The 24,884-nt window shown below is 39.8% G+C and carries 21 protein-coding genes and 1 other RNA gene; 8 read left to right on the forward strand and 14 right to left on the reverse strand.

The window, feature by feature from the left end; all coding sequences use genetic code 11:
- Positions 1-350: 350 nt before the first annotated feature.
- The 9 genes from PKC21_04915 to PKC21_04955 form a co-directional block, all read right to left on the reverse strand.
- Positions 351-818, reverse strand: coding sequence for a hypothetical protein (locus PKC21_04915; GenBank protein ID HMR24677.1), 468 nt, complete (start codon positions 816-818; stop codon positions 351-353).
- 361 nt (positions 819-1,179) lie between these two features.
- The gene (locus tag PKC21_04920; protein HMR24678.1) at positions 1,180-2,334 is read right to left on the reverse strand and encodes a DUF4263 domain-containing protein; all 1,155 of its coding nucleotides are present in this window, start codon (positions 2,332-2,334) and stop codon (positions 1,180-1,182) included.
- Between the two features lie 63 nt (positions 2,335-2,397).
- Complete coding sequence (locus PKC21_04925; GenBank protein HMR24679.1) at positions 2,398-3,300, reverse strand: restriction endonuclease; 903 nt, start codon at positions 3,298-3,300, stop codon at positions 2,398-2,400.
- A gap of 14 nt (positions 3,301-3,314) precedes the next feature.
- Positions 3,315-5,258: a DUF2779 domain-containing protein gene (locus PKC21_04930; protein ID HMR24680.1), complete on the reverse strand. Its 1,944-nt coding sequence runs from the start codon at positions 5,256-5,258 to the stop codon at positions 3,315-3,317.
- Between the two features lie 3 nt (positions 5,259-5,261).
- Complete coding sequence (locus PKC21_04935; protein HMR24681.1) at positions 5,262-5,969, reverse strand: SprT family zinc-dependent metalloprotease; 708 nt, start codon at positions 5,967-5,969, stop codon at positions 5,262-5,264.
- A gap of 8 nt (positions 5,970-5,977) precedes the next feature.
- A complete protein-coding gene (locus PKC21_04940) occupies positions 5,978-9,196 on the reverse strand; it encodes an HsdR family type I site-specific deoxyribonuclease (protein HMR24682.1) in 3,219 nt (1,072 codons plus the stop codon).
- Positions 9,193-10,428 carry a restriction endonuclease subunit S gene (locus tag PKC21_04945; protein HMR24683.1) on the reverse strand — a complete coding sequence of 412 codons (1,236 nt, stop codon included), beginning with the start codon at positions 10,426-10,428 and terminating at the stop codon, positions 9,193-9,195. The genes PKC21_04940 and PKC21_04945 overlap by 4 nt, the downstream gene beginning before the upstream one ends.
- A gap of 17 nt (positions 10,429-10,445) precedes the next feature.
- On the reverse strand, positions 10,446-11,948 hold the full coding sequence (locus tag PKC21_04950) for a type I restriction-modification system subunit M (protein HMR24684.1): 1,503 nt from the start codon (positions 11,946-11,948) through the stop codon (positions 10,446-10,448).
- Between the two features lie 4 nt (positions 11,949-11,952).
- Positions 11,953-12,558: a hypothetical protein gene (locus PKC21_04955; protein ID HMR24685.1), complete on the reverse strand. Its 606-nt coding sequence runs from the start codon at positions 12,556-12,558 to the stop codon at positions 11,953-11,955.
- 238 nt (positions 12,559-12,796) lie between these two features.
- Between PKC21_04955 and PKC21_04960 the strand changes: the two genes are divergently transcribed.
- The 4 genes from PKC21_04960 to PKC21_04975 all read left to right on the forward strand — a co-directional run bounded on the left by PKC21_04960 (position 12,797) and on the right by PKC21_04975 (position 16,825).
- Positions 12,797-13,381 carry a tyrosine-type recombinase/integrase gene (locus tag PKC21_04960; GenBank protein ID HMR24686.1) on the forward strand — a complete coding sequence of 195 codons (585 nt, stop codon included), beginning with the start codon at positions 12,797-12,799 and terminating at the stop codon, positions 13,379-13,381.
- A 349-nt stretch (positions 13,382-13,730) separates the two neighbouring features.
- The gene (locus PKC21_04965) at positions 13,731-15,035 is read left to right on the forward strand and encodes a hypothetical protein (GenBank protein ID HMR24687.1); all 1,305 of its coding nucleotides are present in this window, start codon (positions 13,731-13,733) and stop codon (positions 15,033-15,035) included.
- Positions 15,036-15,293: 258 nt separating this feature from the next.
- The gene (locus tag PKC21_04970; protein ID HMR24688.1) at positions 15,294-15,611 is read left to right on the forward strand and encodes a helix-turn-helix domain-containing protein; all 318 of its coding nucleotides are present in this window, start codon (positions 15,294-15,296) and stop codon (positions 15,609-15,611) included.
- On the forward strand, positions 15,608-16,825 hold the full coding sequence (locus PKC21_04975; protein ID HMR24689.1) for a site-specific integrase: 1,218 nt from the start codon (positions 15,608-15,610) through the stop codon (positions 16,823-16,825). Before PKC21_04970 ends, PKC21_04975 begins: the two co-directional genes overlap by 4 nt.
- Positions 16,826-17,076: 251 nt before the next feature.
- On the opposite strand, the gene ssrA is transcribed toward PKC21_04975, so the two are convergent.
- Positions 17,077-17,426: a transfer-messenger RNA gene (ssrA, locus tag PKC21_04980) on the reverse strand.
- Positions 17,427-17,638: 212 nt separating this feature from the next.
- Between ssrA and PKC21_04985 the strand changes: the two genes are divergently transcribed.
- Both PKC21_04985 and PKC21_04990 read left to right on the forward strand, forming a co-directional pair.
- Positions 17,639-18,571, forward strand: coding sequence for a hypothetical protein (locus PKC21_04985; protein ID HMR24690.1), 933 nt, complete (start codon positions 17,639-17,641; stop codon positions 18,569-18,571).
- A gap of 9 nt (positions 18,572-18,580) precedes the next feature.
- On the forward strand, positions 18,581-19,144 hold the full coding sequence (locus PKC21_04990) for an AAA family ATPase (GenBank protein HMR24691.1): 564 nt from the start codon (positions 18,581-18,583) through the stop codon (positions 19,142-19,144).
- On the opposite strand, the gene PKC21_04995 is transcribed toward PKC21_04990, so the two are convergent.
- Positions 19,141-20,067, reverse strand: a complete 927-nt coding sequence (locus PKC21_04995; protein ID HMR24692.1) for a M28 family peptidase — start codon at positions 20,065-20,067, stop codon at positions 19,141-19,143. The genes PKC21_04990 and PKC21_04995 overlap by 4 nt on opposite strands.
- Positions 20,068-20,179: 112 nt before the next feature.
- Entirely contained in the window at positions 20,180-20,407 is a 228-nt protein-coding gene (locus PKC21_05000) for a DUF465 domain-containing protein (protein ID HMR24693.1), read from the reverse strand.
- Between the two features lie 209 nt (positions 20,408-20,616).
- Between PKC21_05000 and PKC21_05005 the strand changes: the two genes are divergently transcribed.
- Positions 20,617-22,110 (forward strand): M23 family metallopeptidase, encoded by a 1,494-nt coding sequence (locus tag PKC21_05005; GenBank protein ID HMR24694.1) that lies wholly within the window; start codon positions 20,617-20,619, stop codon positions 22,108-22,110.
- 9 nt (positions 22,111-22,119) lie between these two features.
- Here the strand turns inward: PKC21_05005 and PKC21_05010 are convergent, their stop codons facing one another.
- A complete protein-coding gene (locus PKC21_05010; GenBank protein HMR24695.1) occupies positions 22,120-22,500 on the reverse strand; it encodes a hypothetical protein in 381 nt (126 codons plus the stop codon).
- An 81-nt stretch (positions 22,501-22,581) separates the two neighbouring features.
- A complete protein-coding gene (locus PKC21_05015; protein HMR24696.1) occupies positions 22,582-23,445 on the reverse strand; it encodes a zinc dependent phospholipase C family protein in 864 nt (287 codons plus the stop codon).
- A 139-nt stretch (positions 23,446-23,584) separates the two neighbouring features.
- On the opposite strand from PKC21_05015, the gene PKC21_05020 reads away from it, so the two are divergent.
- On the forward strand, positions 23,585-24,871 hold the full coding sequence (locus PKC21_05020; protein HMR24697.1) for a thiolase family protein: 1,287 nt from the start codon (positions 23,585-23,587) through the stop codon (positions 24,869-24,871).
- The last annotated feature ends 13 nt before the right edge of the window (positions 24,872-24,884 follow it).

The following is a 24,884-nucleotide window of genomic DNA, read 5'->3' on the forward strand; positions in this document are numbered from 1 at the left end:
AATTATACCTACAAAATGTTTATTTTAAATATTGATCTAGAAAAAATCTGCTCCCTAAAGTAACCGGGTACCTTTTACAAAATGCATCGTGTTACAAAAATATGCCTGGCACCTAAACATTTTTGGGACAGCTATCGTAACTATTCCATTTTAAATAATTCTAATTCAGTCGACTGTCCCCGGAATTAGTACACGTCCCCGGAACTTCCCGGAACTTCAGACTCTACAACTTCTTTTTTATCACTATCTAATAATTCAAGTGCCAGGCGTATTTTTTAAATGCATCGTGTTACAAAAATACGCCTGGAACCTAAACAAAAGGTAGCCAGTTACTTTTTTTCTTTGCAAAGTTACTTTATAAAAGCGCACTTTCCAAAGTATTGGATTGAATTTACACCCGTATGCATAACTTCAATATATTCTCCATCACTATTAACCTTCAAAAACCCTGGAACACCAAAAAAGATAGAGTATACCCCAGCATTAGATCTAACCATAAGTGTATCATCTCTCGAAACCCAGGAATAATGATCATCTTCTTTTCCCTTTTTTATTACCGCTGAATATTTTAATGATTCATTCTTAGAAAGTTCTTCTCTCTTACAGCTAGTTTTAAAACATGATACGCGAATATCTGGCAAACATTTTAAATAATTAGCCTGAAACATAGCTTTTGATTTATTTACTAGTTTCTGAACTTGTTCTAAAGCATCTGATACTTCTTTATCAGAAACTTTTATATTAGAGTTTGCGAAACTGCTTGTTAGAATAAAGATTAAAAATAATAAAAAATAACAAGATTTACTAGTAGCATCCATATAAATATTTATAACACTTTAAACTCTATTATTCTACAATGTCTCTGTAAAAATGTACCCACAACCTTTTTATATAACTCTAACTCAGTCGAATGTCGTATATATTCCCTAATTAGGAATACGTAGTGTGTCCCGTGATTCTAATTTAGATTACGATACACGTCCCCGGAATTCATACAATAAAAGTAATACAGATTCTAAATGTTCATTATTAATGATGATTTTTCATGAAAAAAGGTACCCGGATACCTTTTCACTTTATTAAGCCAATTCAATTCCCATTTCAGGATTCGAATTACCGAGTTTTACTGGACTTTACGGGCATTTTCTGACCTACCGTCCCCTATTTTTGTCCCCTAGTTTATCCATTGTATAGACTTATCAACTTTTCAACTTTCTTCGTTAGCTCAGTGTAAGAAATTACCTGTATTCCATGCAATGAATAGTTAAGCTTTCTAAATGCCTCCCTCTCCACTTCCCCCCAATCATCTGTTTTGCCAATTAAGATAAATCCCCTTGGCTTAACTACATGAATTCCAGCTTCCAAATTATCCTTATACTTTCTTCCAATATTTTGAGCTATTCTGAGCTGGTTAAGTTCCATTTCATGAAGATAGTTTACAACTTGTCCAATTGCCTTATTGCATTCTCCAGACCAAGCAAAAGACCCAGTATGAGACTTGTCCCTTATAATAATTTCTTGGTCGGGCCTTTTTATTTCTAATACGTCAATAAAGCCATCCAATGTAGGGAAAAGGTAGTCTGGAATATTATTAAAACCCACTTTTTCTTTTTCAATAGCACTTTGATAGTGAGTTCCAAATACCCAATTATTTTTATAAATCCACGATTGCCAGGAGTTTTTGCCTTTTGTCTCAGGGTATTTCTTTGTCAGACGTTCTTTTAGCTCGTTGAGACAACTCATATAATATGAAATATTTGACTCTGCTTGAATTTTCTTCAAGCTATCAATCGATTCTTGCAAATGTTTCTTTTCATCACGCTTCTTTTTTAATACTTCTGCTGTTTGTTCGATAAGACGTTTGGTGTTCTTTTTTTTCTCGGTTAATTTATCGACCCCCTCTTCAAAGTGGGATTCAAAAGCTTTCAATTCTTTTTGAGACACATTACTCTCTGACTGAAATTCATCAGGGACATATTTTGACAAATACCCAAGAGATATTTCGAGACCACTCTCCCGATATAATGAAAGGAATTTACCCTGGCCAAACTTCCTGTAATCTTCCAAATTTATAAAATATTGGTCTTTTACTTTTTTTGTTTTTTCGTGAGTCAATATTAAAGTACCGTTTTTCTCGGCAACTCTTTCAAAGAGATGTTTAAATCCACGAAATGCCCTACCTTCTTGAATAAGATCCGCTATATTTTCACCCCTTTTATTTTTCTTGGTCTTGAAGCTATCATGAAGCTTTTTGGTAAGATAAAATGGCTTATCCTTAAGATCCCCAAAGTTTTTTCTAGTCACCTTATATTCAACATGTTTCTTACCTGCCATTCTCATCTCCTCCAACACACACAGTCAAACTAAAATTATATTACTAATGTGTTGATAGCTCTTTTAATTTTCAAAATAATCTAGGTCTATTTCCTTGATTTCATATTTAGATACCGTGTTAACTCCGAGGTTATTATCAATCATTAGCCTCACCAGCTCTTCGCCATTGATTAGGACAATCTTTTTATCGATCCGTGTCACATACTCGATGGCATCTTTGGAAAAGTCAGATGTTGTTATAAAAACACCTTTCTTAGCTCTAAAACCTTCTAAGCTTCCTGCAAAAGCTTGAACGTCAGGCCTACCAACAGTGTTTTTCCATTTTTTTGCCTGCAGATAGATTACATCTAGCCCTAAACGATCTTCCTTAATGATTCCATCGATTCCATTATCACCTGACTTACCAATAGCTGACCCTGCATCTCTTTTTGACCCTCCATAACCAAGCTGAATGAGCAAATCGACAACAAGCTGTTCAAAAAAGGTGTATGTTCCTGTTTGGATTTTTTCCAAAAGATCTGTTTCTAGTTGATTTCTTATTTGCCTATAGCCCTCTTCGAGATAATCCTCTGGACTGTCTTTATCCGCAACTCTCATCTCAACAGAATCATTCTTTTTCGAACCTCTTCTGAATTCAACAAATTCTGAGAATTGATTCAAATAGGAAACATCAATATCTTGCAGCTCTTCACCTAATACCTCTATCCCTCTCTCTGTAATTTTTGTTTTCCCTGGCGATACGATTTCCAGAAGGCCAGCCTTTTTAAGATAAGTCCTAGCCCAACCAATTCGATTTTTAAAACGCGTTTGCCTACCGCTCTCCAACATTTCATGTCTTTCTTGATCTGATATACCGAACTGATTTGCAAGTTCATCATAGTTATCGGGTAAGTGATGAACCTCTTTATCTTTGTGAATTTTTAAAATGGGCAACATAAACTTATCGTAACTAGGAATACTCGACATCACACCTCCTCATATTATTTGTCATAATTAATCCAAGCCTCCATGATCATAGCCATTGCTAGTGTGTCTAGCTCGCAGTATTGCAAGAGGGCTTTTTTGATTTGCTCTCTTGTTTCACTGGGCACTTCAGAAAATTGTAGGTAAGCATAAGCCATCATGGCTGCTCCACCGTTTCCTATGGAGTCATGCTGAAATTCGGGAAGGTTTTCTGATTGAGCGTCGAAGGCTTGATCTTCAATGGCAATCTCTGGAAGTTGCTCGTAAGGATTGATGATCTGATTGTTTTCATTTTTTGTAATCCAGACTTTATCTTTAAAGTTTTTACTTACGAACTCACTCGTTCCATAAATAGGCGCTGAATACTTTTTTTGTAAAAATGCACTGTCATTTATTATTGCGGGAAAAACATGCTTGATTGAGTTCGAACCTCTCATTTTCGGGTGATAATAAAAATCAACGACCATTTGCTTTAGATCAATCATAGCTCGATTCCCAGGTTCACGGATATATCGATTCTTCTCTTTCTTGTATGTCAAGCTTTCAAGCCATGCGATCAGTTCATCGCTATCTTTTTCTTTCGATTCTAAAAGCTGGTCGATTATGTGGTTTAGCACAGTATTTTCGTGAGGGTGATACATGAAAATACTACCCTTTACTGGTTCCAAACTTTTCTTCAGGTGTCTTGCAAAGTCGAAATTTGGAAATTGACCAGGCGTAGTATTTAAATATTGCGATACATGTTCTATTTGTCCGCTTTCGTACAGAATATGGTGTGAATATTGAAAAGCAACAGTTTGGTAGGGTTGCATATTTTTGAAAAATGGTAGCGCAACGGTAGACGACTCAAAATCAATAAAATGAAAAGGATATTCAAGTTGAGCTAGCTGCTCTTTGAAAGCCTTACGCTCAAACTTTGCACCACTTGGATTGAGGGTATTTTGAATTTGCAGCCATTGCCTTAGCGCACGGCTTGAATTCTTTTCCTTGTTTTCAAGGTGGTCATAATCCAACTCATGCATAAAGCGCAAGCCCTCATCAATCCATTTTTGTTTGGCATGCCATACATCGATAACCAGTGGCTGACTATCCTTATTCTTCCAACATTCATGCACACCACTTTGATTGAGATCTTCGGACTTAAACTCACACTTTTTACAATGGGTTCCTAGTTTTGGGTGAAGCTTCTCTTTTTTTGGCAATGAATCTGAAAATATTTTAATGGAAGTCTGAAGATGATTCTTATTTTCCTGATTTAATTCGTTGGCAATCCCATGTTTTTTGAGAAACTCTATTTCTTCAGCAACAGGAATGATCTTGATAAGCGTAGAATCAATGGGTCCTTCTTTACGAATGACTTCCGTTTTGTATGAATTACTCTTGGGTTTCAGAACAAAACGCTGATTCATGCCATCCACCTGGCATTTTCGAGCTTTATCAACCAAGGCAATTTTGGGGATGATGGTCTTATTGGGATATGCAGTTTCTAAAACATGTACTTGAAAGGCAATATCTAAAAGATATGGCAACCATTCCTTTTTAATGCCTTTCTTATTGTTCTTAAAAAAGGTTTCTTCTGCATCAATGGATTTGGCTTTCACTTCGATCACTTCAATGGTGTCACCATAGACATTCAAGATATCAAAAACAGCCGCCATATCTTCAGCTATGAGCCCTGCTTGAAAGAGAACCCCATGGTCATTCTCTGCAAGGTACTTTCGGGTTTGTAGATCGATTTCTGTTATAGAATCTGCTTCAATTTCTAAACCATTTGGGAACAGTTCTCTTGCCAGTCCTTCAACTTGATACCCACCATTGGCCAAACCTTCGATAAAAGGATCTTCTCTACTTTGATTTTCGTATTGATGCGGATGGGTCTGATAGAATAATTTTCGTGGGCACTCGGACGCTAGCTTAAACAGCGACTTGGTGAGATACGGCTTATTGGCTTCAGATCCCAAAAGCTATATTCCTTCCTGCCCTTTCAGCTTTTCCCGAAGCTCTTTCCAATTGGGCATGACTTTGCTCATCAATTGGTAAAACTGCTTGCTATGGTTTGGGATAAACAAGTGACACAGCTCATGGGTGATTACATAGTCAATCACGCTGACTGAGTGCTCCATCAACCGAGAATTTAGGGTAATCACTCCTTTGGGTGAACAACTTCCCCACCTAGATCTCATTCGGCGTACTCGAAGTGAAAACTCAGGAAGTGCCAAATTCTGAAAGCGAGATTGATTAATCTCCATTCGTGAGGGGAAATAGGCCTTAGCTTGTTCGGAATACCACTTGAGAATGCCCCTCAGAAGCGCTGAGCGCTCCATAGAGCGACTTTCTACATCGATATAATGGGTAACTATAGTTACTTTAATTTTAGTCCCTACTTTAGGCCTTAATATATAGTCTTTTCCCAGGTAACGATGGGTTTCACCTTTGATGTATTTCTTCTCAACGACAGGTGGCAAAAGGGCAAATTTACGTTGATGTTTGAGTATCCAAGAAGCTCTTTTCTCGACTCGCAGGTCTATTTCATGAGTCGCCAGTCCTTTCGGTGCTCTCACCTGAACCGACTGGTCTCGATGAACTGAAATTCCTAGCGTTCTTCTTCTCGAACTGCGCACCACTTCATACGCAATGGGAAAGCTGCCATATCGAATGACTCTATTTTCCACCGTCGAACTCAATCGTTACTCTCCTGATTTCGAGCGATATCCAAAGACTTCTCAATAATATCGTCCATCTCATCGGTGCTCAGAGACACACCGCTTTTTTCCTGCCACTCTATGAGAAACAAATCGATGGCATTGCGCATCTTGTTTTGAGCGTCTGTACTTTTGGTCCAGTCCACTCGCTTTTCTTGTTCAATCCGTTGATCGATATTTTTGGCCAGTTCAATGGCCGCTTCTTGTTGTTTAGCTTGATCCAAGCCATAGGGAGCAATGCTCTCTTTGGCCACGCCATAATAAGCCTGGGCAGTGGTCGAATAAGCCACCTCTTTAGGCACATCGTCATTTTTTCGATAGGCCACTGCATCAAAGAAGTGAAACGCTTGCTGCACATATTCGCTGTCAGAGATTCTCTTTTCCTTATACTGCGAGATCAAATCTTCAATAAGCTGAGAGTACTTGCGATAAAACGTTGGGTCTTCTTCTAGTTTTTCATTGATGGTCTGCTTTGTGCGGTTAAGTATGGTTTCAGCTTTCGCACGATCTGTCTTCGCATCATCAATGGCTTCCAGCATTCCTTTGCGATCAAAGATATTCACCAAAGGTGTTAACTTTTTAATCTCAGAAGAAGTTACGTAGGTATCTAGTAATTTCTCCATACGTTTTTCATAACTATCGTAATCTAAATCTTTATCCGCATAGCGTTGCATGACCGAACGTCTGAGGTTTTCAAAGAACTTTAAGTCATTTCGATACTTTTCAACTTTTTCCAATCCCACTTCTTCTAGAAAAACCAAAGAAGACAAAGCGGTCTCTAAGGTTCGAGCGTAATCTGACAGCCGATTGCGAAACAAATCACGAAGTGGCTCATCGGCCAAAATCACCTCAAAAGCCTCAATGTCTTTCTTGTTCTCTACCCTTTTAAACACATCCCATAAGTCAGAATGTTTCTGTGGCAGAATGCGAATGATCGATTGAATATCGGTAATGGTGCCTTGAATATCTTCGGCATCGAACTCAGAAAAAGCCGAATAGGTCTGCATGGCTTCATCCAAATGCCCCAGCACACCAAAGTAATCGATGATCAAACCGTAGTCTTTACCCTCAAACACACGATTCACTCGTGCAATGGCTTGCAAAAGATTATGCTCTTTTAAAGAGCGGTTGATATACAAAACCGTTGCCTTCGGATTATCAAAACCTGTAAGCAGTTTGTCGACAACGATGAGAATTTCAGGATCACCATCACTTTTAAACTTGGAACGCATTTGCTGATCGTACCGCTCAGAATTTCCGTATTGGTCCATCATACGGTCCCAGAAGTTCTTCACTTCACTCGTGCTTTCTTCCTTTACATCCGACCAATCCTCTCGATCATCAGGTGAAGAAATCAACACTTCGGTACTCACCATACCAAACTCATCAAAAGCCTTTTTGAACTTGATGGCCGTTTCTTTGCGATCAACCGTAAGCTGACCTTTATAAGGTGTCCCTTGAAACTGCGTTTGAAAATGCGTGCTGATATCAAAAGCAACAGTGGCAATGGTTTGATCGGTTCGATGAAGTAAATCTGCTTTGGTAAATTTTTCTTTAAGTTTGATTCGTTGTTCATCACTGAGTGACTCCGATATTTTCTCAAACCAATTGTCCAAAGCTTGTTCATCTACATTTTGCAGAGCCATTCTGCCTTCATACAAAAGTGGTTTTACGGCACCGTCTTTTACCGCTTCATCGATGGTATATTTGCTGATGAATCCACCAAATCGATCGACGGTATTCTTATCTTTTTTAAGCAGTGGCGTACCTGTGAATCCGAGATATGCAGCTTTGGGAAAGACTTTCTGCATTTTCGTATTGGCTAGGCCGTATTGAGAACGGTGCGCTTCATCGAGCATAACTATGACGTTCGGATCTGGGTTCTCATAGTTTGAACTCAGCACCGCATCAAATTTATTAATAACTGTGGTAATGACTTGTGAACGTTCTTCTTTGAGAAGTTTCACCAACTCTTTCCCTGTAGAAGCGCGTTTAACTTCCACATCACAATTCTTGAAATTAGCCTCGATTTGCTGGTCTAACTCGACTCGGTCCGTCACCACAATGATTTTTGGATTGGCAATGTTAGATCTCAGGGCGATTTGTTTGGCCAGCATCACCATGGTTAGAGACTTCCCTGAACCCTGAGTATGCCAAATCACGCCTCCTCTTCTCTGCCCACTTCGTTCGCCTATTTCGATCTTTTCAGAAATTCGATCAAGTGTGGATTGAATGGCAAAGTACTGCTGGTAGCGGGCAATCTTTTTTACGTTGGCATCAAACAAAGTGAAATCACGGACCAGTTCCAACAAACGCTTGGGTTCCAGCATATGGATGAGCAGTTTGTCTTGCTCGGTAACCATACGGTCGCCTTCACTTTCCATGGCGTCAAAATAACTTCGCTCTTTTGCACTTCGACTCGAAAAGAGCTTCTCCTTCTGAGCTTCGTTTAAACCATGGTTCACAATGTTGGATAATCTCTGAGCTTCTTCCTTTTCCTCTCGCCAGACGAACCAAAACGATTCATTGGCACCTACACTGGCATACTTGGCTTCATTCTTACTTACAGCCATGAGCAATTGAGCATAATGAAAAAGCTTGGGTATCTGGTCTGCGCGTTGATTGCGAATGCTTTGGGAGACGGTTTGCTTCATCGGATTTTTCAAATCAGGTCGTTTGCATTCAATGACAACCAAGGGAATGCCATTTACAAAAACTACGATGTCTGGCCTTCTGGTTTCCGTGCTTCCTGTACGTTCCACAACAAACTCATCGGCAATGTGAAAAACGTTGTTTTCTGGGTGTTCCCAGTCGATAAACTGAAAGACAAAGTTTTTACGCTCTCTGTTATCTCCCAAGTCACGCAGTTCAATGCTTTTCCCCAATGTTAAAAGATCATAAACATTCTGATTGGTTTTAACCAAGCCTTCATCCAAAACATTCTTTATCGCACGAACAGCTTCTTGAATGCTCGACTGATTGGCTTCAATGGTTTGACCGCGATATTCAAAGCGATTGATTTTCTTGAGCTGCTTTTCAAGTATATCTTCTAGTAAGACATGATTGAGTCTTTCCTTACGCTGCTTTAACCATTCTTGTTCGGTTAAATAGGTGTAGCCAAGGTTTTGAAGCACTTGCAGTGCAGGAATTTGAGAAATGGCATCTTCGAGATAGGACGGGGCTTGATGCTGACTCATACTTTCACCCGAATCTTTCCCGTGAGAAGCTTTTGCATGAGACCTTTTTTTTGTCGTTCAATTAATTCAATTACTGCACTTAATGTAGTCACTTGCGAGTAAATAAGGTCGATCTGATTGCCAATCATTTCTCTGATAGAATCAGACTCAGGCCATGGTACAAGTAGGTTGCCAACATCATTCGAATTCAGAGCTGGATAGTTTGAACCGACAATTAAGGAATTAACTTGCCGTTCCATCAAATGGGAAAATAAGTAGTTCAGTAAATACTTTGCATCTTGTTTGCGATGTGTTTCTAGAACCGCAAACCCAGTGGATACCACTAACGGTGTCTTGGTTGACGATATTTGCGCAAATCCTTTAAGATTCGGCCTAACCGTAGCCATTAAAATATCACCAATTTGGGCTCGGCGTCTCGCTCTTGACGGCAAAGCTGCAAAGCGCATCTTCTCCACTGGCACTGCTACGTTTCTTGACTTAACTGCAGACAAATCAACATAGTAGAACTCTTCATCCTCTGGCGTAGAAGCAGATAGAGAGCTTTTATTTATGGAACAAACATCTTTTAAACGTTTTACAGTCCAACCTTCGGGGAAGTTCCCAAGATCTGTCGCTATACGACGTGGATTTGATTTGAACTTTGCAGAGTATAGTTGATAGGATGTGGCCCTGGCCAGGTAGCTTAATTGTATTTTTAATTTTTCCAATAACTCAATCGCTCGGTCCCAGCAGGAGAGAATTTCGGCGATTTTCTTTTGTTCGGCGAGAGGGGGAAGAGGAACATGTAATTTCCTCTGAGTCGTTATTGGCACTTGATTCCTGGTACTCTGACCCATAATTCTTTCGTACTGCCTCGAAAACAATGACGACCCCAACGCGTGCTTCAAATACCGATTATCAAGCTTGTTCGGATTGCAACGGTAATAGGTTAGCGTCGTACTCAATACAACTTGCTCCTCATCTGTTCGGAGCAAAGCCACGGGGCCAACAGTCGCGTTATGAGCAAAGAGCACATCTCCATCTTTCGCAAAACCCTTTTGAAGCTTACCGGCTCGTTCAGGGGTTAAATACTTGGCCTGTGTCCAGTCAACCTGGCCTGAGATGATCGCATTGGCTGTCAGATAGGGAACACCTGCCTCAACAAATTCGCTGGCCCTTGGATAGAGAGCGCCATGATTGCCATCCATGTGATGCAGCAGGTAGCCATCCTTCAACATTTCACCTACTGACAAGGTATCCCAACTGCTGCTCAAATCCCCAACTCCTTGAGATACTTCTTCATTTGAGATCTAACTTCCGCAAGCTCCTCTTCAATTTTCTCGATTTCTCCTTGCACAGCCTTAATATCGATCTCTTCTTCCTCTTCAAAGGTGTCAACATACCTTGGAATATTTAGGTTGAAGTCATTCCGCTCAATTTCATCTAGAGAAGCGACGTGCGCATACTTATCAAGATCTTTTCGATCTTTGTATGTGTTAACAATTTTCTCAATATGCTTTTCGGTCAGTTGGTTTTGTTTGGTGCCCTCTTCAAACTCTCGACTGGCATCGATAAAGATAACGTCTTCTGTTTTTTTACCTTTTTTAAACAGAAGAATGGCTGCAGGAATGCCCGTCCCAAAAAACAACTTAGAAGGCAAACCAATCACCGCATCCAAAAGATTTTCTTTGATCAACTGTTCACGAATTCTGCCTTCGGAGGACCCTCGAAACAAAACACCGTGAGGCACTATCACACCGACTCTGCCATGCTCGTTGATGCTCTCCACCATATGCGTGATAAACGCATAATCACCCTTGCTTTTGGGCGGCACCCCTCGATGAAAGCGTTCGAAGGGGTCTTTATCTGCTATTTCGGCTCCCCACTTATCCAAAGAAAAGGGAGGATTGGCCACAACTACATCGTATTTCACCAAATGATCATCTTCAATCAGTTTGGGATTTCGAAGCGTATCTCCACGCTCCATGCGAGCACCGTCTATCCCATGAAGGAACATATTCATCTTCGAAAGCGCCCAAGTTCCCACGTTGGACTCTTGGCCGTATAAAGCAAAATCATCTGACCCAATCTCTTGCGCTACTCGAATCAGTAGAGAACCTGATCCTGCTGTAGGGTCACAAATCCGTTCACCTTTTTTAGGCTGAACCAGTTTGGCCAAAAGAATGGAAACTTCCTTGGGCGTAAAGAACTCTCCTCCTTTTTTCGCGGCACTGCTGGCAAAGTTGGAAATAAGGTATTCGTAGGTATTTCCAATGATGTCCTGACCATCCAGGTGAGAAGGCCGAAGATCCATTTGTGAACTGCCGAAGTCTTCGAGCAAATGTTTGATGCGCTGGTTTCGTTCTTTGGTAGAACCTAAGTTTACTTCGGAATTAAAGTCGATATTGCGAAACATCCCTTCCAACTTGGCTTTGTTTGAAGGATGGTCCTCAATGTCCATCAAGGCTTTGTTGAGAATTTCACCGATGTTGGGGTCGTTTCGTCTTTCATAAACATCGTAAAAAGATGCACCTATGGGAATGATAAAACGTTCACGGGACATGAAACGTTCAATTTTACTTTCATCCCCTCCAAACTGTTCAGAATACTGCTCTTGCTTGTCTCGCCAGATGTCACTGAGGTACTTGAAAAAGAGAATAGACAAAATATAGTCTTTGTATTGCGCTGGATCAACCACGCCACGAAAGGTATCGCAGGCCTTCCAAGCTATTTTATTCACGTCTGATTGAGTTACCTTTTTATTCTCTGTCATACACTTAAGCCCTCATTTTACTTTGAAATGCATGATCCATTAAATCCTGCATTTTATTTTCATATTCTCTGTTCTTTAGTTGCAAGGTTTCATTGCACTCATACAATTTTCGCAGGCGGTGTTGCTCACCTAGCTCAGGCAATACAAACTCCACTTCATTGAGTTCGGAAATAACCAATGCTTTTAAGGCTGAGCCTCTTGATTTTGAAGCAAGCAACCTTTGACCCGATGGCGAATTCAACCAAGCCGACATAAAGCGTGGATCGCACTGGACCATGTCTTTCTTCATATCGGCTAATATAAAATGCGATGAAATCAACACATCACCTCTAGAATAGCTTGGGCAAATCACAGGAAAAGAATCCCTACCCTTGGCCACGAAGATGAGCCGATGTTTCTTTAGATGGTATTTTTCCAGAAGATCTTCTGAAACATCCATCACGTCATCGTCCATTTTCTCCCAATCCCCTTCAGGTAAATGGTCTAAATCTCTCACTTTCATCAGCTTGTAGGGCTTAAGATTGTCGCCTTTTAAATTGTGCTTACGAGGTAAAAAGCCTGACGAAAACGCCATAACTTCAGACAACTTCATTTTTTCAGAATTTCCCATGTAATACACAGTTTACAACATTGAGCATATTTTGATCAAGCATATTTGTTATTTTTTCATAAAAACAAATATCTCAGTTTTAATCTACCTAATTTACTCATAAAACCAACAACTTAATATGTTACTATATCTGTATAACACATTTATTATTGACTTTTTGATACTTGATTTGAGATAATGTGCATATGCAACACAGTGAATTTGAAGAAAGGACAAAAGTTCAAATTGAGGTGGCTCAATGAAAGGAGCCAAGGCCATTACGCCTTTAGAGGTCGAAAAGACTCTGAATGCCTTCTCTGGGAAGTACGCCCTACGAAACAAAGCTCTATTTGTCCTAGGTATCAAAACAGGTCTGCGAATTTCTGAAGTCCTATCTTTACGAATCCAAGACATTCATAAAGATGGCCAAATACTGGATCGAATTTACGTTCAACGCAAAAACACCAAAGGTAAAATCTCGGGTAGATCCATTGTACTCAATCCGCAGGCCAAAAAAGCCGTTAAAACTTGGATCAATCAGCTAAATGCTTCAAAAGAACTGGACGAAACGGCCTATCTTTTCAGTAGCCGAAAAGGCACAAACAAATCCATTAGCGTCCAGCAAGCTTGGAACATTCTCAAAGAGGCATTTGATAAAGCAGGACTTACAGGAAAGCTTAGCTGTCACACGCTCCGCAAAACATATGCTCAACAAATCTACATTAAGCTCAACCGAGAACTTCACCTGGTTCAAGCCGCTCTTGGACATCGCAATATCAACAGTACGATTCAATACCTGAATCTCAATCAAGATCGCATCGAGGAAGCCATACTTTCGCTATGATTATTTTTGCGAAAATAAATACGGCTTTCCCATACGTTTTTTCAAAGCCAAAACGATATAGAACGTTGATATTATTGGGTTTTTCGACGCATCTTAAAAACTGCCTTTATATTTATTTCTCAAGGTTTTTAAATTTCTATTATTACCAAACAAACGGGTGCAAGCCCTCATACCAACCCTTCAAATTTTCATACGAAGATATTTGCCAGTTACCCTCCCCGAATAGCTTAAGGGGTACGGTAATACACAAACTCCAATATGGGACCCAACCCGTTCCTCAGGCACAAAGTGCAAAAATCACAAACGTAAATATTTGCATGAATGAAACTGATTGCAGTGAGGGGGAATCATGAGCAAAAAAGGAATCAATATCCCAAGAGATTACATTGACTGTCACCATTTTCATTACTGCTGGAAAGTAAACAAGCCGCGTTTTCAGAACCTGGTCGATGATATTATGAAAGAGTTTGTAAAAAACACAGACTTAAAAAGATACAATCGAACATGCTACAGAGCGCATATATCACTAATATTGACAAACTTGCTTAGAACTTACAACTCGCCCTATTCCAAATATTTGGCAATCTCAAAAAACAAAAACGATTACTATAAGATCCCTAATAGATATACCAGAGGAACAATCTCTCCGAGCTACTCTGCAATTGATGAAGTATTAAATTTCTTTGAGAAGAAATCCCTGATTTCCAGGCACAAGCACTACCACACAACGTTCGCGATGGGGAGATCATTTCGGACTCGGTATTCTTTGACGGATAAGTTAAAAAAACGTTTTTCAAAATATTTTTTATCGAGAACACATGTTCATCGTATTGGCCAAACAGAAACAATCATCCTCAAAGATAAACCTAATGCGTACAATAAAAAGCGCCTGCTTGCCTATCGCGACACTCCTAAAATAAATGAATGGCGAAGCAATGTTGAAAACCTCAACTCCTTATTAGACCAAACAACCATCACAGATGCAGGCAACAACAAACTTCCGAATATATTTTTTAAACGGGTATTTAATGACAACTGCTTCAACAACAAAACCAAATACTCAGGAAAATATTTTGGAGGCCGTTTCTATTGTGCAAGGGTCCAAAACCTGCCCGAGGCAGAGAGAAAGCAATTAACTATTAATGGCAACCCAGTTATTGAACTCGATTACCAAGCAATTCACATCCATTTGTTGTATCAACAAAATGGGAAAAGCTACACAGGAGACCCATACAGAATCACTGGAATTCCTAGCCAGCATAGAAACATGGTAAAATTTATCTTCCTCATTGCACTTAATGCGAAATCCGAAGCAAACCTATTTCAAACTGTTCATGACAAACTAAAAACATTAGACAACTACGAAAAAGATTACGCTCACCTAAGCTCAGAAGACTACAAGGCATACCTGAACTTCATTAAAGCTCAACATTCGGCAATCAACCACTGCTTTTTCACTGGCCAAGCAAAATTTCTTCAATATCAAGACTCACATATTGCTGAAGAAATCATAAACACATTCGTTGCAAAAGGAATTCCTATCCTTCCCGTTCACGACAGCTTTATTGTTCCCAAGAAGTACAAAACGCTATTGGAACGAACCATGAAGAAACAGTTCGCCTCATATCCTGGCAATATAGCTATTAAGCAATAACTCTATTGGTGATGATTGATTATCGTGTGATTTTACTAAAGCATTTAATTGATATCTGACATCAACTCAATATGTTACTAATTTACAGTAACATAGATCAACTATAACGGACTCGCTCCACTCCGTCCGTTCATACTAAGTTAAATATATCTTAAATATCTGTTTTTATTTATTATTTTAGTTCAAACTTGACGCATTATCTCAAATATTATATATTGTTATTATTATGTAGTAACAATATATTTATAGGAGCTTGATATGCATAAAAACCAAGAAAACCAAGATTTCACTGAAGAACAAATCGACTTCCTAGCAGAGCCATATGCTGAAGCATTCGAGGAATATACGGCCTGTGAACCATGGAAGATTCCAACCAAGATCACTGAGCGCTTAGAAAACTGCAAAACGAAGTTAACTGTGAAGGAATTGGCACTCCATCTGGGCGTTGCAGAAAAAACCATTCGAGACTGGGTCTACAAAGAAGCTGTGCCCGTGGTTCGAGTCGGTCGTTCTGTTCGATTCAATCCCAGGGATATCAAAAACTGGCTGGATGAAAGGACGGTGTTTCCAGCATGAAAACCAAAAAGAAAGAGGTCGCAGTAAAAGGAAGTCCAAACATCTACAAGACCTTATACTGGTCAGAGAAAAAAAGCACTTGGGTAGACCCAAAAAGTATCCGCTCATTAAGAGCCCTGCCCTTTAGAGCTGTCAAAAGATTAAACGTCAATGGCACGTCAAAAAAGTTTCAGAAAAAATTCAAAACCATCGAAGAAGCTCGGCATTGGTTGCGTCAACTCACAGAGACAGATGCCATACGAAAAAAACCCAGTGAACTTTTAACATTTGAAGAACTGGTCAAAGATTGGCGGGACTATACAAAACCTCCTCGACTGGCCCTTTCGACCTATCAGTCATATGAGAAAGACATTCAACACCTGAAATATTTTAGTAAAACCAAGGTTACAGATATCAATGGTGAGAAAGTTACCGAGTGGCTACGATATGTACAGTCCGACGAATACCCTAAGAGTGAGCTACGATTTACCTTTAAGCGAGAACTCAAAGTACTGCATACCATTCTTAATTGGTATCGAGAGACCAAAAATGATTCCTATGTTGTTCCGATTACTGGAAAGCACCGAAAGAACGCTAAATTCATTAGGCGACGTGAAAACGAGATCAAACATCTCTCCCAAAAAGAAGCTGAAGCAGCCCTGCTCGAACTAAAGGCGCAATCCAACAAAATCTATTTCTACATGGCAAGCCTCCAGCTGTTTCTGGGTCTTCGAATTGGAGAAGTCTGTGGATTGGATTGGTCATGCATCGATGACGACGGACAAGAAGTAAGGGTGACTGTAAAACAAACATGCGCATGGGATAGCAAAACCAAGCACCCTCAACTTGTTCACAATACCAAAAATAATCGTATCCGAACTTTGGTTGCCCCTGAACGATTGGCAAATATACTCAGAGAACTCAAATCCAAAAGCTTGGGAACTGGATTGGTATTTCAGAAGAAGGGCCTGATGTATAAATACAATGCGATTCAAAGAGCTTATAAACGTGCGTTTAAAGCCGTTGGCGTAGAGCAGCTATCAACTCACGTATTCAGGCATACGTTTGCCACGATTTTCACAGAACAAAGTCAAGACATCCGAGCAACTCAACACTATCTCGGACATCATGACTTAAAAGTAACGCAAAGATATGCCCACTACACTGAGTCCGTTTCACGCAAAGCAAACAAGCTTTTTGGATTTGGTAAAGAGCCTACTCAAACAAGCGAATAAAATCTGTCTTCCTGTAAGACAGGAGTCAAAAGCAATCCCACAAGCGCCCAGTTGATCTCTGGGCGTTTTTCATTCAGCTCTAATATCTTTCTCATTTCATCTCAATTCACTGAAACCCAATACAGTCGGATGAAAGTCAAACCCAATTAGAAAAGCCCATACCAACTAAGAAAAGATATGTTGTCCCCTAATGTCCCCTATTTAGATTTTATTATTTTTTATATCAATATTTTTAACTACTTACACTTTAATGGTGGAGGCGGGGGGATTCGAACCCCCGTCCGAAAGTTCTTCCAGAATGGTTACTACACGTTTAGTTTATGTTTTATAGTTAACCTTTCAAACCCCCATAAACAGGGTTTTGATTGGCGATTCTGACTAAAGCTTCGCACATGACAGGCCAGACGCCATCATGCACTATCCTGCTAATTTGGCGTTCTTACCCCTTAACAGAAATCCAGGGTTTGAACGGACAGCTTAATTAAGCTGCCATTGCGAATTGATTGTCATCAATTACTAGTTTGTGCTTTTTTTACGAGGCCAAGCACCTCCTCGACGTGCAACCAAGCGTTCCAATCTCCCGTCGAAACCAGTCGCCCCCGGTTGTTCAAATGTATGCACCAAATAGCTCAATGCAAGGGCGCAAGTATACCTCTTGATGCAGGATAAAGCAATTCACAATGATGATCATTTAAACTTGCAAAGTTATTTGGCTTTATTTATTCTATTGCATGAAACAGTATAGAAATAATATACTGTTCTTGGGTCTGAGTGAATGTCCATGAAGTGATACGCTAGGCCATGTTGAGATGCATGCGTGCATTGATGTTGTTAATTTTACATTTTTTAAAAGGAACCCACACCATGGCAAAGAAAAAAACAGCGAAAAAAACAGCGAAAAAAACAGCGAAAAAAACAGCCAAAAAACCAGTAAAGAAGAAAACCGCTAAGAAGACCGTAAAAAAGAAGGCCGCTAAGAAAAAGACGGCTAAAAAAGCGCCTAAGAAAAAAGCTGCTAAAAAGAAGACCACTAAAAAAGCCACCAAAAAGAAAACAACCAGCAAGAAGGCCGCTAAGAAAAAGACGGCTAAAAAGGCGCCTAAAAAGAAAGCCAGCAAGAAAAAAACGGCTAAAAAGGCTACTCAAAAGAAGGCCACAAAGAAAAAGACGACTAAAAAAGCGAAAAAGAAAAGCACTAAAAAAGTAGCCAAAAAAGCGACTAAAAAGAAAACAACCAAGAAAAAGACCACAAAAAAGGCGGCTAAGAAAAAAACGGCTAAAAAGACTACTCAAAAGAAAGCGGCTAAGAAAACTCCAAAAAAATCTACGGCTAAAAAAGCCAGTAAGAAAAAAGCGAGTAAAAAGCCAAGCACCAAGAAACGTGTAGGCATTAAAGAAGCCGCTATTATTACGCCTGTTACGCAAAACAATGACCTAGATTTGCATGATGAAATGCTTGAAGAAACCCATATTCAGGGTTCTGAAGAGACTTACATTGATCCAGATGCCACCATCATTGACTCAGAGTCACCCTTGCGTGATGCAGCCAGTTTTGATGATGATTATGATTATGATGAGCAAGACAGTGTTGTAGATGAGCTTTCTGAGTTTGATGAAACCTTTGGTGAAGACTCTTTTACCCGCTCTCCTGCCGATGCAGAAAAAGACTTGTTTACCTTTTCTGAAGAAGGTGAAATGCGTCTTGATGAAGATGATATCTTTGACGATGAAGATGATGAAGACTAAGCCCTTGTTTTGTTAACGTCATCTCCTCAATCCATCATAGGCTTAACCGGCACCAATGCCTCTGGCAAAGGTGCCGCTGCTCTTTTTTTAACCGAACACGGTTATGATTTTTATTCCTTGTCCGATGTCCTGCGTGAGACCATGGCTAAGCAAGGTATTATGGAATCTCGTTTGGCGTTTATTGATATTGGAACTCAACTGCGCCAAGAGCACGGCGTGGATGTGCTTGCCAAAAAAACCATAGAAAAAATTGAACAAAACCCAAGTAAAAAAATTGTGGTGGATTCTTTTAGACATCCCAGTGAAGTAGAACTGTTTAAAAAAACCTATGCTAACTTTATTTTATTGTGCATTGATGCGCCGGTTGAACTGCGGTTTGAGCGGGCTAAAAAAAGAGGCCGGGCAGAAAATGCTGATACCTTAGAACAATTCATACACAATGAAACCTTAGAATCTTCAAACAATCAACAAGCGCAGCAGCTTAACGCCACGCTAGCCCTGGCTGACCATACCTTAATCAACCAAGACAATTTGGCTGACCTGCATCAACAACTCACTGCTTTTTTACCTTAAGGCTTGGCTGCTTGCTGGCCCATGTTGTTTTTAAAATGATCCAGCATTCTTAACACCACCTGCCCCACTTTGGCGGTGTTTTCAAAGCTGACGTTTTCTAGGTTATCTTGCTCTGTATGCCAAAATGTTCCCGGTGCACTGGGCCCACCAAAGCTAAAATCCATGATTAGCAAGGTAGGAATACCCGCTCTAATCAAAGACAAGTGATCATCCTGAATAAAAGACAGTTTTTTATCCAAGACATGCTCCCACTGCATGTCGGTTAAAACTTTTTTGTACAATGCACTTAAGGAAGGGTCTGAGGCATGGGCTCTGACCAAATTTAAATCTTTATCACTGATCATGTCCAATAAAATGGCATAAGCAATCTTGGCTGACGGAACGTGATTCATGGCAAAGTGGCGGCTGCCATACAAGTTATCTTTGCCCACCCACTCAACAATGGCTTCTTCTCCATCAAAAAACACCACTTCCACCACATAGGGCAAGTCCAGTTTTTGAATGATAGGGGTTAGGGCTAAAATTAAAGCCACAGAGGTGGCGGCATCATTGACGCCCAAAAACTCCTTGCCGGCAAAAATTTTACTGTCATAGTGCGCGGACAAAAGAATACTGGGGTACTTGGCCTGTTGACCAGCAATTTTATAGCGCAAGTTGGTCATGGGAATGGGCCCTTTGGGCGTATCTGCTGTGAATGTAAGCTTTTCTAAAGCAATTTGATGCTGTTTTAAATAAGTCTCAATGTAGTCTTGCACCTTCTTATGCCCTGGGCTATTGACCGTTCTAGGGCCGCAATCAATGATTTTTTGGGTGATCTCTTGACTGTCTTTGTAAAGCTGTTTGTAGAGGGTTTTTTCTTTGTTACAGGCCACAAGCAACAGGGAAAGAACAACCAAACTGTAAAAATGAAGATGTTTAAACATGCCCCTTTTTATAAAGATTCTGTAAAAATGCAAGCTTGAGCGTTAAAAAACTTAGGCATAAAAAAAAAGGCCCCTTGCTGGGGCCTTTTGATATTGTTTTGATGGTTTATGCTTAGTTTATGATGGACAACCGTTTCATCATTTGATCTTTTAAAACCAGCTTCATTTTTTGAATTTTTTTCATTTCAATTTCTTCATGATCATTCAAAAATTTTTGCTTGGATAGGTCTTCTAAGCGTTTTTCAAATTTTTGATGATCCTTGGCCAGTTTTCTCAACTGAAAATCAGATTGAATGAGTTTTTGGTGTCCTTTTAAGTCAGATGTGTTTTTTAATGACATTATTGTACAACCTCCTGGTATAAGTTTTTACTTCATTTTCCTTGTCTAGATCTATGATTGTAACATAAACACTTTGGATAATTGAGAACTTTTTAAAGAAAAATATGTCGCAATTTGGCGACATTTTGCACGATTATCTATAATAATATCAATAACTTGACATTTTATTCTTGGCATCTAAATTGCTTCATTATAGGTTAAGAGGAACAATGTTACAGATACAATGCAACACATGTCAGCACAGCTTTGAAGCTCCCATCAGCAAGCCTGGTGAGTTGAGCTATCAAAAGTGCCAAAACGTTTTTACCATGAGTTATGGGATTAAATTGCCCTGTCCAAAATGTAAAACCATTCTTAAATTACAAAGAGTATCTGAAAACAGCGCTTTGGGATTGGCTGCAGCAGAAGAACAAAGCAATACTCAGGAAAAAACCCAGTTGGTGAGCTTAGATAGCTTAAAAGCCGCTGTCAATGATGGACTTGAGCCGCCAAAAACCAAAAAAGTTAAGATTAAGGTTAATGTGGACCCTAAAAAGCCCCTGACTGACCCAAAAACTGCGCAAATCCCTGAAATTATTTCAGAAAAAACCAAGGTTAAACCTTTTAAAATTTTACCGCAGCTTTTACAAAAAAATCAGGACTTTAAACTTGAATTAAAAAGCAACACCTCCAGCAAGTTTAGTTTAAACAGCAATCATTTATTGAGTTTTGCCATTGGCCTGTGTGTTTTAACCTTAAGTTTGTTTGTTTTTTCTTTATTCAAAGAAAAACCCTTACAGGTTGAAGATCAGAGCATTGAGCGCCGTGTAAGCCAGAAAACCGTTGAGAGTTCAAAGCTTGAAAAAACCAACCATGCAGACAGCCTATTAGATGCGCCAAGTATTCATGATAACCCTGCAGACAGCCAAGAAACATTAAGCCAAGATAATACTGATGCAGAACAAGCTTCTGCCCAGCAAGATATCAATGGTCAAGTGGCGGATAATAGCATAGGTGTTCCACAATCCGATGCAGCTACCCCGCCTGACACTCAAAATAACAGCTCAACAGAGCAAACACAAAGCTCTGAAGCCACTACTGAAACTGCTTCTCACTCTTTAGAAGAAGATGAGGAAATGATGGAACTGGATCAATCCCCCAGCAGCGCAAGCGAGCCTACAAGCTCTAATCAAGAACAATCTCCCATAGATATCAGTCAAGATGACAAGCCTGAAAATTTCCAAGGGGGTCTTGAAGAAAGCATGGATGTCAAAGATGAAGTGTTAAGTTATGAAACTTTTCAGGTTGATACCCAACGTTACAAGAAAAACCTTTTACACCTACCTGAACTCAACTCCCTCACCTCTTCTTATGGGGTGCGTTTAGACCCCTTCACCCACAAATTAGCGTTTCATGGTGGTTTGGACTTTAAAGGTAAAACGGGAGATCCAGTTAAAGCTGCACTGAGTGGTCAAGTTAAGTTTGCGGGTAAAAAAGGCCGTTATGGTAATGTTTTGATTATCACACATGCCAATGGCTACGAGTCACGCTACGCGCACTTGTCAGAAATTTCAGTAAAAAAAGGTGATGCTGTTAACAAAGGCGATGTTGTTGCTAAAGTGGGCAGTACTGGACGCTCTACTGGACCGCATTTGCATTTTGAGTTGTTAAAAGACAACAAGAAACTTGACCCTTTGACGGTGACCTTAACCCTCAATGAGTAAGCTGTTTTTTTAGTTTTTTAGAGTTTCAATCTGTAATATTTTTTTATTAATCTTGTCCATCAAGCTGCTGATGGCAGAAAGCGTATGTTGCTTGCCCATTCTTTTATTCATTTCATACATAAGGCTTAATGCAAACAAACTGTATTTAGAATAGGTATCAAGTTTAATTAACTGCTTACAATACTGCTCACTTTGAATAAAATCTTTATCCCAATAGGCCACCATGATTAAAGCCAGCAGGGCGGATTGTTTGGCAGGTTTTTCTGCTTGCGACTCTACAATTCTGGTAAAATAACGTTTACTTTTGGCTCTGGTTCTTAAGCTATCTGCCATCAGCATGAATTGCCTAAAAACCTCATCTTCATGATCTAAGGCTAAATTTTGTATCATTTTATTATTGTAGCAAAGATTATAACCAGCAACTAAATCTTTTTTATACTGGCTTGGGCTTTTTGGTCCATTAAGAATTGTTTACAGTTGCTCTAACTCTTTGACTTTGGCATAGACATCATGCTCTTGGACATTAAATGCTAAGCGCATTTGTTTTCTATACTGGCCAGCAAGCTTATGCTTGTCTACACCTCTAGGGTCATGCTCTAAGATGGCAGCGTTTTGTTTAAAATTTAACAAATCTTGCACAGCATTAAGAGAACGATCACAATAGTCTTGAACCGTTTCTGGAGACAATTGCCAACGATCACTGTTTTGCATTTTTTGCAGCATGTTTTGCCACTGTTTAACGCCTTGAAGAACAAGTATTTTTTGAAACACTTTTTTATTGAATGAAAAGTCCATCACCCTGACTTGAATATGTTTTTCAAATAAGGCATCACAGTCTTCAAAGTCACCTTCACTTAACTCTTTAAACAGATCTAAAATTTTTTCATTGGTCAGCATTTGGTCAAAACGCAGCTCCCAATACATGTGGTTAAGAAATTTTTTATCGTAGGATAAAACCATATGGCTGGGAACAAAACAATTATGACTGATACAGTCTGCTGCCAAGTGCGATAAGTAACCCCAGACAAAGGCTTGCTCTCTCTCAGAGTTGGCGTAGTCCAACAAAGAAAAACCATTATGCCAATGGTGACAGTGCTGAAAATCTTTACCAAACTTTTTGGCCAAAACAATATCTGCACTGATGGTTCCATACAAATACACTTTGGGGTAACGGTTAAGCAACTCCGCCATGGCTGTAGGCAAAAGATGCAACTGACTTAAAATTTCATAACCATAATGCAAATGGGTTGCCGGTCCCCAAGCCCAAGCGTTGTCAATGCCCACTATGCTTACAATTACAATACATACAAATATATTTTTTATTAATAATAACATCCTAATCTTTTTCTATTGTAACATTTGATAGGATAGAGATAAAGGACAAATCTTATCCACGCCTATCCATTGCCATAAATGTTGAAAATGCAACGATTATTTTTGGTTTTTAACTGTGAGTGAATTACAATGCCCCTTGATGAACACAAAAAAAATTGCCTTGATTGATGGCTTAAGAACGCCTTTTGCAAAAGCTGGGACTGCCCTAGCAAAAACATCTGCACAGCACTTAGGAGCCCTTGTCAGTAAAGAGTTGCTCTATAGAACAAATATTACGCATGACATTATTGATGAAGTTATTTTTGGTTGTGTGGCGCAACCGATGAACGCAGCTAATATTTCTCGTGTCATTGCATTGATGGCAGGTTTTGATGAAAATATTTCTGCATACACCGTTGCCAGAAACTGTGCTTCTGGCATGCAATCTTTGGCTTCTGGCATTGATCAAATTCAAGCGGGGCATGCACAAATAGTGCTTGCCGGTGGTACTGAATCCATGTCGCAAATCCCACTGATTTTTCCACCCAGTATGGCGGATTGGCTAAGTATTTTAGCCCGCGCCAAGACCCCTTTACAAAAACTGGGCGCCCTCACCCGTTTTAGACCCTCTATGCTTAAACCCATTATTGGTTTATTGGAAGGTCTTAAAGATCCATTTTGCGGACTCAGCATGGGACAAACCGCTGAAATCCTTGCCAATGAATTTAACATTACACGACAAGAGCAAGATCAATTTGCTTTACAAAGCCATCATAAAACAGCTGCTGCCATTAAGAGTGGTTTTTATAAAGATGAAATCATGCCCGTGTGGTTAGAAGGCCAAAAAGATTTACTCAGTCAGGACATTGGTCCTAGACCAGAACAGACCCTAGAAGCATTACAAAAATTAAAACCCTACTTTGACCGTAAACATGGCAGTGTTACGGTGGGCAACAGTTGTCCTATCACCGATGGTGCTGCTGCTGTTATTCTTGCCAGTGAAGAAGCGGTTGAAAAACATAAACTTAAACCCTTGGCTTGGATTAAAAGTTATGCCTTTGCCGGCGTTGACCCTAAACGCATGGGGCTTGGCCCGGTTGCTGCCAGCAGCAAAGTTTTGGAACTTGCCAATATGAAACTGAGTCAAATGGATTACATTGAAATCAATGAAGCCTTTGCTGCGCAAGTTTTATCCGTGCTAAAAATATTTGAACAACCCAACTTGGCAGAACACATTGCCAACAAAGATGTTTTGGATGGTTTTAAAAGAGACCGCGTTAATGTTCATGGTGGTGCTATTGCTATGGGGCATCCGGTGGGAACATCCGGTACAAGAATTGTTTTAACCTTAGCAAAAACATTGCAACAGCAAAACGCAAAGTATGGCTTGGCAAGCTTGTGTATTGGTGGTGGTCAAGGTGGCGCTATGATTGTAGAGAGAGCTTAACTATTAATAATCA

This window comes from Oligoflexia bacterium (assembly GCA_035326705.1).
Taxonomy (GTDB): Bacteria; Bdellovibrionota_G; JALEGL01; order JALEGL01; family JALEGL01; genus JALEGL01.

What these genes read in the sequence shown, in the direction of transcription:
- PKC21_04985 (HMR24690.1), top strand. Translation starts at nt 17,639, where the DNA reads ATGCGTGCATTGATGTTGTTAATTTTACATTTTTTAAAAGGAACCCAC.
- PKC21_04955 (HMR24685.1), bottom strand. Translation starts at nt 12,558, where the DNA reads ATGGGAAATTCTGAAAAAATGAAGTTGTCTGAAGTTATGGCGTTTTCG.
- PKC21_04965 (HMR24687.1), top strand. Translation starts at nt 13,731, where the DNA reads ATGAGCAAAAAAGGAATCAATATCCCAAGAGATTACATTGACTGTCAC.
- PKC21_04995 (HMR24692.1), bottom strand. Translation starts at nt 20,067, where the DNA reads ATGTTTAAACATCTTCATTTTTACAGTTTGGTTGTTCTTTCCCTGTTG.
- PKC21_05015 (HMR24696.1), bottom strand. Translation starts at nt 23,445, where the DNA reads ATGTTATTATTAATAAAAAATATATTTGTATGTATTGTAATTGTAAGC.
- PKC21_04940 (HMR24682.1), bottom strand. Translation starts at nt 9,196, where the DNA reads ATGAGTCAGCATCAAGCCCCGTCCTATCTCGAAGATGCCATTTCTCAA.
- PKC21_04950 (HMR24684.1), bottom strand. Translation starts at nt 11,948, where the DNA reads ATGACAGAGAATAAAAAGGTAACTCAATCAGACGTGAATAAAATAGCT.
- PKC21_04925 (HMR24679.1), bottom strand. Translation starts at nt 3,300, where the DNA reads ATGTCGAGTATTCCTAGTTACGATAAGTTTATGTTGCCCATTTTAAAA.
- PKC21_04960 (HMR24686.1), top strand. Translation starts at nt 12,797, where the DNA reads ATGAAAGGAGCCAAGGCCATTACGCCTTTAGAGGTCGAAAAGACTCTG.
- PKC21_04975 (HMR24689.1), top strand. Translation starts at nt 15,608, where the DNA reads ATGAAAACCAAAAAGAAAGAGGTCGCAGTAAAAGGAAGTCCAAACATC.
- PKC21_04970 (HMR24688.1), top strand. Translation starts at nt 15,294, where the DNA reads ATGCATAAAAACCAAGAAAACCAAGATTTCACTGAAGAACAAATCGAC.
- PKC21_05020 (HMR24697.1), top strand. Translation starts at nt 23,585, where the DNA reads ATGAACACAAAAAAAATTGCCTTGATTGATGGCTTAAGAACGCCTTTT.
- PKC21_04915 (HMR24677.1), bottom strand. Translation starts at nt 818, where the DNA reads ATGGATGCTACTAGTAAATCTTGTTATTTTTTATTATTTTTAATCTTT.
- PKC21_05000 (HMR24693.1), bottom strand. Translation starts at nt 20,407, where the DNA reads ATGTCATTAAAAAACACATCTGACTTAAAAGGACACCAAAAACTCATT.
- PKC21_04920 (HMR24678.1), bottom strand. Translation starts at nt 2,334, where the DNA reads ATGGCAGGTAAGAAACATGTTGAATATAAGGTGACTAGAAAAAACTTT.
- PKC21_05010 (HMR24695.1), bottom strand. Translation starts at nt 22,500, where the DNA reads ATGATACAAAATTTAGCCTTAGATCATGAAGATGAGGTTTTTAGGCAA.
- PKC21_05005 (HMR24694.1), top strand. Translation starts at nt 20,617, where the DNA reads ATGTTACAGATACAATGCAACACATGTCAGCACAGCTTTGAAGCTCCC.